This window comes from Burkholderia sp. BCC0397, from assembly GCF_902832865.1.
In the GTDB taxonomy this organism is placed as follows: Bacteria; Pseudomonadota; Gammaproteobacteria; order Burkholderiales; family Burkholderiaceae; genus Burkholderia.
This window is the reverse complement of sequence record NZ_CADFDL010000019.1, coordinates 1-11880: the sequence shown is the minus strand read 5'-3', so window position 1 is coordinate 11880 and position 11880 is coordinate 1. Positions and strand designations below refer to the sequence as shown.

12 protein-coding genes are annotated in these 11880 nt (G+C 64.9%); 8 read left to right on the top strand and 4 right to left on the bottom strand.

Annotated features, from left to right (window positions below):
* Nucleotides 1-4: 4 nt before the first annotated feature.
* Nucleotides 5-1540 carry a multidrug efflux transporter outer membrane subunit OpcM gene (gene opcM, locus HWX03_RS33910; RefSeq protein ID WP_175874289.1) on the top strand — a complete coding sequence of 512 codons (1536 nt, stop codon included), beginning with the start codon at nt 5-7 and terminating at the stop codon, nt 1538-1540.
* A 248-nt stretch (nt 1541-1788) separates the two neighbouring features.
* Here the strand turns inward: opcM and HWX03_RS33905 are convergent, their stop codons facing one another.
* Nucleotides 1789-2691, bottom strand: a complete 903-nt coding sequence (locus HWX03_RS33905) for a LysR family transcriptional regulator (RefSeq protein WP_174433112.1) — start codon at nt 2689-2691, stop codon at nt 1789-1791.
* Between the two features lie 117 nt (nt 2692-2808).
* On the opposite strand from HWX03_RS33905, the gene HWX03_RS33900 reads away from it, so the two are divergent.
* The 5 genes from HWX03_RS33900 (at nt 2809) to HWX03_RS33880 (ending at nt 7890) form a co-directional block, all read left to right on the top strand.
* Complete coding sequence (locus HWX03_RS33900) at nt 2809-3687, top strand: alpha/beta hydrolase (RefSeq protein WP_175874373.1); 879 nt, start codon at nt 2809-2811, stop codon at nt 3685-3687.
* Nucleotides 3688-3691: 4 nt separating this feature from the next.
* On the top strand, nt 3692-5110 hold the full coding sequence (leuC, locus tag HWX03_RS33895) for a 3-isopropylmalate dehydratase large subunit (protein ID WP_175874288.1): 1419 nt from the start codon (nt 3692-3694) through the stop codon (nt 5108-5110).
* Nucleotides 5107-5721: a 3-isopropylmalate dehydratase small subunit gene (gene leuD, locus HWX03_RS33890; protein ID WP_175874287.1), complete on the top strand. Its 615-nt coding sequence runs from the start codon at nt 5107-5109 to the stop codon at nt 5719-5721. The genes leuC and leuD overlap by 4 nt, the downstream gene beginning before the upstream one ends.
* Nucleotides 5722-5834: 113 nt before the next feature.
* Nucleotides 5835-7172 carry a dicarboxylate/amino acid:cation symporter gene (locus HWX03_RS33885; RefSeq protein ID WP_175874286.1) on the top strand — a complete coding sequence of 446 codons (1338 nt, stop codon included), beginning with the start codon at nt 5835-5837 and terminating at the stop codon, nt 7170-7172.
* Nucleotides 7173-7476: 304 nt separating this feature from the next.
* Nucleotides 7477-7890 carry a hypothetical protein gene (locus HWX03_RS33880; protein ID WP_175823503.1) on the top strand — a complete coding sequence of 138 codons (414 nt, stop codon included), beginning with the start codon at nt 7477-7479 and terminating at the stop codon, nt 7888-7890.
* 90 nt (nt 7891-7980) lie between these two features.
* On the opposite strand, the gene HWX03_RS33875 is transcribed toward HWX03_RS33880, so the two are convergent.
* Nucleotides 7981-8577 (bottom strand): TetR/AcrR family transcriptional regulator, encoded by a 597-nt coding sequence (locus tag HWX03_RS33875; RefSeq protein ID WP_175874285.1) that lies wholly within the window; start codon nt 8575-8577, stop codon nt 7981-7983.
* A gap of 127 nt (nt 8578-8704) precedes the next feature.
* Between HWX03_RS33875 and HWX03_RS33870 the strand changes: the two genes are divergently transcribed.
* Nucleotides 8705-9133, top strand: coding sequence for a Tautomerase enzyme (locus tag HWX03_RS33870; RefSeq protein ID WP_175874284.1), 429 nt, complete (start codon nt 8705-8707; stop codon nt 9131-9133).
* Nucleotides 9134-9197: 64 nt separating this feature from the next.
* On the opposite strand, the gene HWX03_RS33865 is transcribed toward HWX03_RS33870, so the two are convergent.
* Nucleotides 9198-10088: a LysR family transcriptional regulator gene (locus HWX03_RS33865; RefSeq protein WP_175874283.1), complete on the bottom strand. Its 891-nt coding sequence runs from the start codon at nt 10086-10088 to the stop codon at nt 9198-9200.
* A gap of 97 nt (nt 10089-10185) precedes the next feature.
* On the opposite strand from HWX03_RS33865, the gene HWX03_RS33860 reads away from it, so the two are divergent.
* On the top strand, nt 10186-10626 hold the full coding sequence (locus HWX03_RS33860) for a PACE efflux transporter (protein WP_175874282.1): 441 nt from the start codon (nt 10186-10188) through the stop codon (nt 10624-10626).
* Between the two features lie 92 nt (nt 10627-10718).
* Here the strand turns inward: HWX03_RS33860 and HWX03_RS33855 are convergent, their stop codons facing one another.
* Nucleotides 10719-11570, bottom strand: a complete 852-nt coding sequence (locus tag HWX03_RS33855; RefSeq protein ID WP_175874281.1) for an alpha/beta hydrolase — start codon at nt 11568-11570, stop codon at nt 10719-10721.
* Between the last annotated feature and the right edge of the window lie 310 nt (nt 11571-11880).

Below are 11880 nucleotides of genomic sequence, written 5' to 3'. Positions count from 1 at the left end.
GAAAATGAATAACTTGCACAACACGAACGGCCTGATGCGCTTCGCGAAGGTGGCGGCCGCGAGCACCCTGCTCGCGACGCTGCTCGCCGCGTGCGCGGTCGGCCCCGACTACAAGCGGCCGGATGCGGCGGCGCCCGCCGCGTTCAAGGAAGCGCCGACCCTCGCCGCCGGCGAGCAGGCCGGCACGTGGAAGACGGCCGAGCCGTCGGACGGCGAACATCGCGGCGAATGGTGGAGGGTGTTCGGCGACCCGATGCTCGATTCGCTCGAGACGCAGGCGCTCGCCGCGAACCAGAACCTGAAGGCCGCGGCCGCGCGGGTCGAGGAAGCGCGTGCGGCGACCCGTTCGGCGCGCTCGCAATGGTTCCCGCAGGTCGGCGCCGGGTTCGGGCCGACGCGCGAGGGGCTGTCGTCGGCGTCGCAGTTCCAGCCGCAGGGCACCGGCCCGACCAACGCGACGCTGTGGCGCGCGCAGGGCACGGTGTCGTACGAAGCAGACCTGTTCGGCCGTGTGGGCCGCAACGTCGAGGCGTCGCGTGCCGACCAGGCGCAGAGCGAGGCGCTGTTCCGTTCGGTGCAGCTCGCGCTGCAGGCGGATGTTGCGCAGAACTACTTCGAACTGCGTCAGCTCGACTCGGACCAGGATCTGTACCGCCGCACCGTCGAACTGCGCGACCAGGCATTGAAGCTCGTGCAGCGCCGCTTCAACGAAGGCGACATCAGCGAGCTCGACGTGTCGCGCGCGAAGAACGAACTGGCGAGCGCGCAGGCCGATGCGGTCGGCGTCGCGCGCCGGCGTGCGGCGTCCGAGCATGCGCTGGCCATCCTGCTCGGCAAGGCGCCCGCGGATTTCGCGTTCAAGGAAACGCCGATCGTGCCGGTCGCGGTGAAGATTCCGCCGGGCCTGCCGTCCGCGCTGCTCGAACGCCGCCCGGACGTGTCGGCAGCCGAGCGCGCGATGGCGGCCGCGAACGCGCGGATCGGGCTCGCGAAGTCGGCGTACTTCCCGAAGCTCGATATCACGGGGGCGTTCGGCTATGAGGCGTCGACGCTCGGCAACCTGTTCCTGTGGTCGAGCCGTACGTTCCTGCTCGGGCCGTTCGCCGGCACCGCGCTGACGCTGCCGCTGTTCGACGGCGGGCGGCGTGCGGCCGGCGTGCAGCAGGCACGCGCGCAGTACGACGAGCAGGTCGCGAACTACCGGCAGCAGGTGCTCGTCGCGTTCCGCGAGGTCGAGGACAATCTTGCTGACCTGCGTCTGCTCGATGATCAGATCCGCGCGCAGGATGCGGCCGTCAACGCGTCGCGGCGTGCGGCGACGCTGTCGCGGACGCAGTATCAGGAAGGCGAGGTCGCGTATCTGGATGTGATCGACAGTGAGCGGTCGGTGTTGCAGTCGCAGTTGCAGGCGAACCAGTTGACGGGGGCGCAGGCGGTGTCGACCGTCAACCTGATTCGTGCGCTCGGTGGCGGGTGGGGCGCGGCGCCGACAGCGGTTGGGGATGCGGCGTCCGTCAAGGCGGAAGTGGCCGCGCGGTGAGCGCGGACGGCGGGCGGGTCGTCGCTCGCCAGTCATGAAGCGAAGAACCCCGGCATGCAGGCTCAGGTCTGCATGCCGGGGTTTTTTTATGGTTCAGCGCAAATTTCAAGGGGGAACGTTGGCGATCGACCGTTAAGCATCATTCAAAGCCGGCCTGAATGCGACGTCCGCATGCCTGTTCGAGCGCTGAAATCAGCCTCTTGGAATGCACGTCGACACCTGTCCGATGCCCGTTCATCGACCGCGTGTCATGCGATTCCCCTCGGTCTGCGCAGAAACTCGCCGAGAAAGTCAATAAACGTCCTGAGCTTGACCGAAAGCTGATTGCGCTCCAGATAGATCGCGTGGATATCGGCATCCGGTAAAGCCCAGTCGTCCAGCAGCGTCACGAGTTCGCCGCGCGCCACATGCCGTTCCACTTCCCACTGCGAACGCACGACGATCCCGTGGCCTTCGAGCGCCCAATGCAGGACGACGCTGCCGTCGTTGCTGGATACGGCGCCGTCGACCTTGACCGTTTCCGCGCGTTTGCCGCGCGAAAAATGCCAGGTGCCATAGGCCGATTCGTTCTCGCGCAATACGATGCAAGTGTGCCGCGTCAGATCGTGCGGCACGGACGGTCGACCATGCCGCGCCACATAGCCGGGGGATGCGCACACCATGCGCCGGTTTTTGAGCAGGAGGCGCGCGTTGATGCGCGCATCCGGCACTTCGCCGAAACGAATGCCGAGATCGAAACCTTCGTCCTGAAGACTCATCGGACGGTCCGTCAGATGCAGCAGGATTTTTATCGCGGGATAGCGCGCGACGAATTCGGACACCGCCGGCGCGATGTGGGCCCGCCCGAATCCGAACGAAGCGTTGACGCGCAGCAGGCCGGTCGGCTCGCCCCGGCTCTGCGTGACGAGATGCTCCAGTTCCGACAACTCGTCCAGAATGCGCGAGCCGTTCGACAGATAAAGCTCGCCTTCGGGCGTGAGGCTCAGACGCCGCGTCGTGCGATTCATCAGCCGCACGCCGAGGCGCCGTTCCAGTTGCGCGAGCCGTTTGCTGACTGCGGGTGGTGTCACGCCCAACTCGCGCGCGGCCGCCGCCAGATTTCGGTGCCGCGCCACGAGCGCAAATAAATTCAGATCCGAAAAGCCATCCATCTCGAAGCTCCGTCGTGTTCAATCGATTCGTTCCTGTGGGTTACTGCCGGATTGCTTTTCAGGAAACCAAATCGTCCAAGTCATCAATTAGACTCGGATCACGATCAGGAGACAACCATGTTCGAAGGCTTCAGCGACGCATCGGCAACCGTGGATCGCGTGCGCATTCATGCAATCCAGGGCGGGCGCGGCCCCGCGCTTTTGCTCTTGCACGGGCATCCGCAAACGCACGCGATCTGGCATAAAGTCGCGCCCGTGCTGGCGGAGCGTTTCACGGTGGTGGCGACGGACTTGCGCGGTTACGGCGACAGCGGCAAACCGCCCGGCGCAGCCGATCACGCGAACTATGCCAAGCGGCGCATGGCGCTCGATCAGGTCGAACTGATGCGCGGTCTCGGCCATGAGACCTTCGCGGTGATCGGCCACGATCGCGGCGGGCGGGTCGCCGCGCGCATGGCGCTCGACCATCCGGAAGCGGTGACGCGCCTCGTCACGCTCGATGTCGCGCCCACGCTCGCGATGTACGAACAGACCTCGTTTGACTTCGCGCGCGCCTATTGGCACTGGTTCATGCTGGTGCGCCCCGCGCCATTCCCCGAGACGCTGATCCGCGCGGCCCCCGACCTCTATCTCAAGCAGACCATCGGCGCGCGCAGCGCCGGCCTCGCGCCGTTCACGGCGGCGGCTTACGCGGAATATCTGCGTTGTCTCTCCGATCCCGATACGGCGCACGGCATCTGCGAGGACTATCGCGCCAGCGTGACGATCGACCTCGAACACGACCGCGCGACGCTCGCTTCGCGGCAGAGGATCGGCTGCCCGTTCATGGCGTTGTGGGGCGCGCAGGGCGTGATCGAACAATGCTTCGATCCGCTCGCCGAGTGGCGGGCGTATGCGCCGAACGTGCAGGGCGAGGCGCTGCGTTGCGGCCACTACATCCCCGAGGAAGCGCCGGAGCAGTTGCTCGAGCGCGTGCTGCCTTTTCTCAGCGAGTAATCCCATGTCCGCCCGAACCCTTTACCAGAAGCTCGTCGATTCGCACACGGTGACGCGTATCGACGAGCATAACGTGCTGCTGTACGCCGATCTGCATCTGATGAACGAGTACACGAGCCCGCAGGCGTTCAGCGCGCTCGATGCACGCGGCCGCGCGGTGCGCCGTCCGCGGCAGCAACTCGCCGTCGTGAGCCACATCATTCCGACGCATGCGGAATCGCCGCGCGTGATTCGCGATGCGGCGTCACTGTTGCAGGCGCAGAACCTGGCGCGCAATTGCGAACGCGCCGGCATCCGGCTCTTTGCCGCGAACGATCCGCTGCAAGGCATCGAACATATCGTCGCGCCGGAACTCGGGCTGATCCGGCCCGGCATGGTCGTGCTGTGCGGCGACAGTCATACCACCACGTACGGCGCGCTCGGCGCATTGGGCTTCGGCATCGGCACGTCGGAAGTCGAGCACGTGCTTGCAACGCAAACGCTCGTGTACCGGCTCGCGCAGACCATGCGCATCACGATTGACGGTGCACTGCCGTACGGCACGTCGTCGAAGGACGTCGTCATCTGGATCATCAGCCAGATCGGCGCGCAGGGCGCGCGCGGCTATGCGGTGGAATTCGCCGGTTCGACGATCGCGTCGCTGTCGGCCGAGGCGCGCATGACCTTGTGCAACATGACCGTCGAAGCCGGTGCGCGCGCCGCGCTGATCGCGCCGGACGCGACCACGATCGACTACGTGCGCGCCCACACGCCTTCACTCGACGATACGACGTGGCAAGCGGCGCTCGAAGACTGGCGCGATTTGCATTCCGACTTCGGCGCGCATTTCGATGCCGAGCACCGCTTCGACGCGCGGAACATCGCCCCGTTCGTCACTTGGGGCACGAGTCCCGATCAGGCCGTCGCGATCGATCAGCCGATTCCCGACGAAGCCGCGCAAACGACGCCCGAAGCCGCCGCATCGCTGCGCCGCGCGCTCGACTACATGGGGCTCACGGCCAATCGGCTCATTGCTGGCACGCGCATCGACCGTGTGTTCATTGGCTCATGCACCAACGGGCGCATCGAAGACTTGCGCACGGTGGCCGCGATCGTGCGCGGCAAGCGCGTCGCGCCGGGCGTGCGCGCGATGGTCGTGCCGGGCTCGGGCAGCGTACGCCGGGCGGCCGAACAGGAAGGCATCGCGACGACGCTGATCGATGCGGGCTTCGAATGGCGCGAGCCGGGCTGCTCGATGTGTCTCGCGATGAACGACGACGTGCTCGAAGCAGGAGAACGGTGTGCGTCCACCACCAACCGCAATTTCGAAGGCCGCCAGGGACGCGGCGGCCGCACGCATCTGATGAGTCCGGCGATGGCGGCGGCGGCCGCGCTGACCGGCTGCATCACCGATGTCCGCACGCTGGAGGCACTCACATCATGACGCGACTCACGACCATTCAAGGCAGCGGCGTGCCGTTGCCGATCGACAACCTCGACACCGACCAGATCATGCCGAAGCAATTCCTGCGCATCATCGACAAGGCTGGTCTCGCCGATGGTCTGCTATACGACCTGCGCTTCGACGAGCGAGGTGCGCGTCGCGCGGACTGCGTGCTCAACCAGCGCGCTTACGAGAACGCGCGCGTGCTGATCGGCGGCGCGAACTTCGGTTGCGGATCGAGCCGCGAGCATGCGGTGTGGGGCTTGCAGCAATACGGTTTTCAGGCGGTGCTCGCGCCGAGCTTCGCGGAGATCTTCTACTCGAACGCAATGAATAACCGCCTGCTGCTCGTGCAACTGGAGCGCGGCGCGATCGATGCGCTGATGCGCGACGCAATCGAGTCGCCCGGCACATCGATCTCGATCGATCTCGAACAGCAGACGGTGAGGACCGCGTCGGGCGTTCGGTACGCGTATCCGATTGGCGCGCGCCACAAGCGCATGGTGATCGAAGGTATGGATACCGTCGATCTGACGCTCGACGCCCTCGCCGCGATTGAAGCATTCGAACGGTTGCATTTTGCGCGGCATCCCTGGGCGCAAGTGATGTAACCGCACATCCGTCGCGCGGCGCGCCGCGGCGACTTCCCTGTTTTAGCCAGGCCGATTTCCTTCCGATCGAAGAAGGGAAGGGCATCTCTTTGCCTCGAAAATGGAGGAGACACATGAAGCGCAAACCGTTCTACACGATTCTCTATGTCCAGGTGCTGGCAGCCATCATCGCCGGTGTGCTGCTCGGCCATTTCGCACCGCAAGCAGCGGTTGCGTTGAAGCCTCTCGGCGATCTGTTCATCAGGCTAGTGCGAATGATCATCGGGCCGGTGATCTTCTGCACGGTCGTGACCGGAATCGCCGGCATGCAGGACATGAAGAAGGTCGGGCGTGTCGGCGGCAAGGCGCTGCTGTATTTCGAGGCGGCATCCACGTTCGCGCTGGCGATCGGCTTGCTTGCCGCGCACGTGCTCGCGCCAGGCAAGGGCTTCAATGTCGATCCGTCGACGCTCGACGCGCGCGCCGTGACGGGCTATGCGGCGCAGGCGGCGCATGGCGAAGGCATCGCCGGCTTCATCATGCATGTGGTACCCGAAACGTTTGTTGGCGCGCTGGTTCAGGGCGACATCCTTCCCGTGCTGCTGATCGCGATGCTGTTCGGCACGGCACTGGCGCTGATGGGCGAGCCCGCCGCGCCCGCCACGCAGTTGATCGAGACCTTGTCGAAAGCGTTCTTTCGTATCGTCCGGATGGTCACGAGTCTCGCGCCGATCGGTGCTTTCGGGGCGATGGCCTTCACGATCGGCCGTTACGGCATCGTCTCGCTGTTGCCGATGCTGAAGCTGATCGGCGCGTTCTATCTCACCGCGTTTCTGTTCGTGGCTGTCGTGCTCGGCATCGTCGCGCGTCTGTGCGGGTTCAGTCTCTGGCGCTTTCTTGCCTATATCCGCGACGAACTGCTGATCGTGCTCGGCACGTCGACGTCCGAAGCGGCGTTGCCGCAACTGATGGACAAGCTCGAACGCCTGGGTTGCCCGCGCGGCGTCGTCGGGCTCGTCGTGCCGACCGGTTACTCGTTCAATCTCGATGGCACCAACATCTACATGACGCTCGCGGTGCTGTTTCTCGCGCAGGCGACCAATACGCATTTGACCTTCGGGCAGGAAATCACGCTGTTGCTCGTCACGATGCTGACCTCGAAGGGATCGACGGGCGTGACGGGCGCGGGCTTCATCACGCTCGCTGCAAGCCTGTCCGTTGTACCGACCGTTCCCGTCAGTGCGATGGTGCTGATTCTCGGCATCGATCGATTCATGTCGGAATGCCGGGCGTTGACCAATATCGTCGGCAATGGCGTTGCGGCGATCGTGGTGTCGGCGTGGGAAGGTGGGCTCGATCGAAAGAAACTCGAGACGGCGTTAGGGGGCGGAAAGCGGCTGGCAGGCGGTTCGGGCTCATCGGTGATCAGAGAGACGGCCGCCATTGATCGCGAGCCCGTCATTGAAAAATGACTTCGTCCGGCGACCGGTTCGGAGCGATGCGCGCCGTCGACTTCGCGCGCAGGGCATCGTTCGATGCGCGTCACGGACGGGGCCGCACCGATAGACGCAAGCGTTGACTCCCGGTCTCGGTCGAAACAGCGGCCGTCTGATCGTGGAGTAGTATTCCCCCATGTTCAGGTTATTGCCCGGCCTCTACGGCGCACAGCCGACCCGTCCGTAACGACGGCGGCAAGCTCGCTAAAGCGTTTGGAAACTGCTTCAACGATACGTGTGGTGGCGCCGGCCGGGGCGACGGCATTGATGGGAACGCATCATGTCAACCGAGTGGAAGCACCGCGTCAGACTATTCGTCCAGCGTTTCTGGCAGCCGACCAGTGCGTGCATGACCTGCATGCCGGGGAGCTGGGGAAACATCATGAGCCTTGCCCACTGGACTATCGCATTTCATACCGGTCTGCTGACCGGACTCCTGGCTGTACTTTTGACTTTCACGCCTGTGGCGAAACTCTTCGCGCATCGATACGGCAATGCGCTGGTCGTTGGCGTCCTGACGACGTTGGGCGACGCCTACTCGCACACGAGTCATTACCGTATCCCCTATGTCGAGCACATCGTGACCGGTGCAATTTCAGGTCTCTTGACGCTTGCGGCCTCATATCTCTTCGAAGACCGCGCGCGGCGCCTTCGGGCGATGTGGGCCCGGGTTGTCGGACAGCCTATCCGCTGACTTTCTGAGCAACGTGTCGATAAGTGACCACTTCGGGTCGAAAGGTCACGTCCACGGAGATCCACGAAGAATCTTTTTATCGGCCGTCCGTCATGCCTGCTGCTCGGGCCGTACGTCGGTGCGTTCGGCGATCACGACCGCGTAACGGCCGACCGCATCGGCGATGCGCTGGGCGAGTTCGGGATCGCGCACCGCACGCGCGAGCGTGACGCCGCCCGACAGCAGCGCGAGGAACGCGATCGCGCGATCGTCGTCGGGCGATTCGCCGAGCCCGGACGACACTTCGTCGACGATCTGCTGCAACGCCTGTTCGTACGCGTCGCGCGTGTCGTCGTCGGCGCGCATCACTTCGGGCGACAGGCTCGGCAGCGCACAGCTCTCGCCGAGTGCGCAGGTGCGTCGCGGCCCGAGGTAGAACGCCACGAACGGGCGCCGCCAGCGCGCGCCATGCTCGGCCTTGAGCGCCGCGACGCCTTGCCGGAGCTGGTCGAGGCCGTCGAGCACGATCTGGCGGAATGCTTCGCCCTTCGACTTGAAATGCCCATAGAACGCGCCGTTGGTGACGCCTGCCGCCTTCGTCAACGGACCGATGCCGGAGCCGCCATACCCTTCCTGGCGGAACAGGCGGCTCGCGGCCTCGAGGATACGGGTGCGGGTTTCGTTCTTGTGCTCGACGGAATAACGCATGACAGGCTCGCTTCAGAGGGATCGCTCTTTATTGCTTGCATAGAGAGCGATTAGTGTCTAATGTATAGAGAGTGACTGATACTTATATCACGTCACGATTCCGATGACCTGACCTGGAGAAAGTGCGATGCCGATTACGCTGACCGTATCAGAAGGGGTTTTCACGCAGGAAAACGAAGGGCCGGTGTTTGCCGAACTGACCGATGCGCTGCTGGAAGTCGAGGGATTGACCGGGAACGCGTTCCTGGCGCCGAACCTGATCGGCACGCTGAACGTGCTGCCGCGTGACAGGACCTTCGTGCAGGGCCGCGCGGAGCCGGCGGCGTTCGTCGAACTGAAGCTGCCGGCCGTCGCGCTCGCCGCGCCCGACACGCAGCGGCGATTCGTCGAACGGGCAACCGAGATCGTGTTGCGCCGAGCGGGCGGACGGCTCACGCCCAGGCAGGTCTGGGTCAACGTCGTTCACGCGGTCGATGGCGGGTGGGGGATCGCCGGCCGCCGTTACGACAACGCGGCGCTGGTCGATTCCATCCAGAGCGCGGTGGCGGCGCATTGACCGCAACTAACGGTCAAGCCGTCGCACGTTGACGGACGGTGCGGCGATTCCATCGCCGCACCGCTCAATGCTGACCGTCTTCAGCCCGCAACGCCCGCACCAGTTCGCTCGCCGCCTTGCCGAGCCCCGTATGTTTCGGCCGCCGCAAATACACGGGCAGCGGCAGCCCGTTGCGGATGTTCGCGAACACGAGCGATACGAGTTCGCCGTCGGCCACATACCGGCCGATGACCGATTCCGGCAAATTCGCCCAGCCATGACCGGCCTTCACGAGCGCGATCGCGGTCGCCATGTCGGTCACCTTCCACGTGCGATTGCCGATCAGCGGCCGCACGTCGGTGAGCGGCCGCTCCGGGTCGGCGATCACGATCTGCCGGAACCCCGACAACCGCTCGATCGCCTCCGGATGCGCGGCGTCGGCAATCGCAGGATGATCGGGCGCGGCGACCGCGATCAGCGTCTCGGTCCACAGCGCGTGAATCTGTTCCTGCGGATGAAGATCGAGCCCGCCGTACGCGACGCAAAGATCGACGGCGCCGCGATGCAGCGCGTCGACGATCGCATCCTGCGGCGCCGTGACGAGGCTGACCGCGAGCGCCGGATATTTTGCGGCGACGGCCGTCAGCGCGCGCGCAATCGGCGCGCCGTCGATTTCGGCCGCGAGCCCGAGCTGCAGCGTGTCCTCGACACCTTCCGACAGATGCTGCGCATGCGCACGTAGCGCATGCAGCCGTTCGGCGATCGAGCGCGCGTCGGGCAGCAACGCGGCCATCGCGGCGGTCGGCGTCGGCTCGCGCGTGCCGCGGTCGAACAGCACGAGATCGAGCTCGGCCTCGAGGTTCGCGATCGCCATGCTGACTGCCGACGGCGTGCGGCCGAGCGCACGTGCGGCGGCCGAGAACGAGCCTTTGTCGATGACGGTCAGCAGCATGTCGATGTGGTCGCTGGTCAGCATGCGCGCCTCCTGTCAGAAAAATTGAAAGGACCTGACTTTTGCGGACGACATGCCCGCTGTAGTCTCGCCACCTGGTTCGAAACGAAGGTGGTCGGTCATGCAAGGATGGAAGAGACGCATAGTCTACGTCGTGATGTTCGAGGTGCTCGGCATCCTCGTCGCATCGTCGGTGCTCGGCATGCTGAGCGGCGCGAGCGCGGCGACGAGCGGCCTGCTCGGCGTGATGATCTCGACGACGGGCGTCACCGTCAATTTTCTGTACAACCTCGGGTTCGAGGCATGGGAGCGGCGGCGCGCGGCGACCACGCGCACCGTCGGGCGGCGCGTCGTGCATGCGATCGGATTCCAGATCGCGCTCGTGACGTTCCTGATTCCGCTGATCGCGTGGTGGCTCGACGTGTCGCTGTTGCAGGCGTTCCTGTACGACGCGGTGCTGATCGTGTTCTTCCCGATCTTCACGTTCGCGTACAACTGGGCGTTCGACAGTGTGTTCGGATTGCCGGATGCGGTGACGCGCAAGGCGGCGTCGGTGGCATGACGCAGAGGGATGCGAAACGATGCGGACAGCCTGCGCCGTTTCGCTTCTGCAAGAGAGAGGAAGGCCGGGCGGCGCGCATGCCGCCCGCGACGTTACGCGGCGACGAACTCGTGCACGTAACGGTTGAACACCGCCGGGCTCGCTGCATTCATCCCATGCGATGCGCCGGCGACGGTTTGCCGTTGCGCATTGCCGATCCACTGCGACAGCGTGTCGACGTTGTGGCGGAACATCTTCGGGCTGCGCTGGCCGTCGATCAGCAGCGTGCGGCACGCGATATCGCCGGCCGTGTGCTGCGAATACGCGGGCAGCGGGTCGCGCAGTTGCTTCGGCAGTGTGCTCGCATTGTCGATCGCCATCGTGCGGAAGCGCGACGTGCTCTTCTTCCATGCGCCGGGCAGGCTCACGGAATCGACGAACATCTCGAGACCGGCTTCGACGTCGCCGTGCCCGATCAGGTTCACGGCCTTCGTGCGCAGAGCGAGTGCGGCGGCCGGCAGCGCGGCTTCGCGCACGCCCGGCTGCTGGAGCGGGCCGCCCGGATCGGCGAGCGTCAGCGACTCCACGAGGTGCGGATGCTGGCGCGCGACGTTGAACGCGACGCTGCCGCCGCGCGAATGGCCGACCAGATGCACGGGGCCGAGATCGAGCGCGTCGATGAATTCGGCGAGCTCGTCGACGTGGTTCTGCCAGCTGAACTCGTCCTGGATGCCCGCTTCGACGGCCGGCCAGTAGTGGCTCAGGCTCGGCGCGATGCAGCGGTAGTGGGCCGACAGCGCTGCAAGCTGCGGATCCCAGTAGCGGTAGTCGCACAGCGAGCCGTGCACGAACACCATCGGCGCACCGCTGCCCCGCTCGACATACGGCAGGCTGATGCCTGACGAAAGCGTCGCAAATTGCAGGTCGGGGTTCGCGAGCACGGACGGCTCGATTCGCATGTTCATGACTGAAAGACTCAAAGGTGCGTCAACACGACGCAACTATGCATCACGGCGACCTGCAAGGAAAACGCATAATTTTCATCGTGACGATCAATTTTATTGATGGCTCCGCCGGAAACCCTTGTCGGACTGAGAGGTGGCTGACGATTCGCATACGACTCGGCTGCCTCCGTGTTCGGTCTCTATATAAAGGATCTCGGCGACCCATTGGCCGAGCATAGAGGTGGCCGCGCGAATTCAGACAACCGGATAAGTGGAACGGCCAGGGCCTGAGCCGGCGATAATGCAGGCAAAGGAATCCGAGAAATGACGA

Bases quoted from the DNA above. Each gene is read 5' to 3' on its own strand.
- opcM (WP_175874289.1), top strand. From the start codon at position 5: ATGAATAACTTGCACAACACGAACGGCCTGATGCGCTTCGCGAAGGTG.
- HWX03_RS33855 (WP_175874281.1), bottom strand. From the start codon at position 11,570: ATGAACATGCGAATCGAGCCGTCCGTGCTCGCGAACCCCGACCTGCAA.
- HWX03_RS33860 (WP_175874282.1), top strand. From the start codon at position 10,186: ATGCAAGGATGGAAGAGACGCATAGTCTACGTCGTGATGTTCGAGGTG.
- HWX03_RS33900 (WP_175874373.1), top strand. From the start codon at position 2,809: ATGTTCGAAGGCTTCAGCGACGCATCGGCAACCGTGGATCGCGTGCGC.
- leuC (WP_175874288.1), top strand. From the start codon at position 3,692: ATGTCCGCCCGAACCCTTTACCAGAAGCTCGTCGATTCGCACACGGTG.
- HWX03_RS33885 (WP_175874286.1), top strand. From the start codon at position 5,835: ATGAAGCGCAAACCGTTCTACACGATTCTCTATGTCCAGGTGCTGGCA.
- HWX03_RS33905 (WP_174433112.1), bottom strand. From the start codon at position 2,691: ATGGATGGCTTTTCGGATCTGAATTTATTTGCGCTCGTGGCGCGGCAC.
- HWX03_RS33875 (WP_175874285.1), bottom strand. From the start codon at position 8,577: ATGCGTTATTCCGTCGAGCACAAGAACGAAACCCGCACCCGTATCCTC.
- HWX03_RS33865 (WP_175874283.1), bottom strand. From the start codon at position 10,088: ATGCTGACCAGCGACCACATCGACATGCTGCTGACCGTCATCGACAAA.
- HWX03_RS33870 (WP_175874284.1), top strand. From the start codon at position 8,705: ATGCCGATTACGCTGACCGTATCAGAAGGGGTTTTCACGCAGGAAAAC.
- leuD (WP_175874287.1), top strand. From the start codon at position 5,107: ATGACGCGACTCACGACCATTCAAGGCAGCGGCGTGCCGTTGCCGATC.
- HWX03_RS33880 (WP_175823503.1), top strand. From the start codon at position 7,477: ATGTCAACCGAGTGGAAGCACCGCGTCAGACTATTCGTCCAGCGTTTC.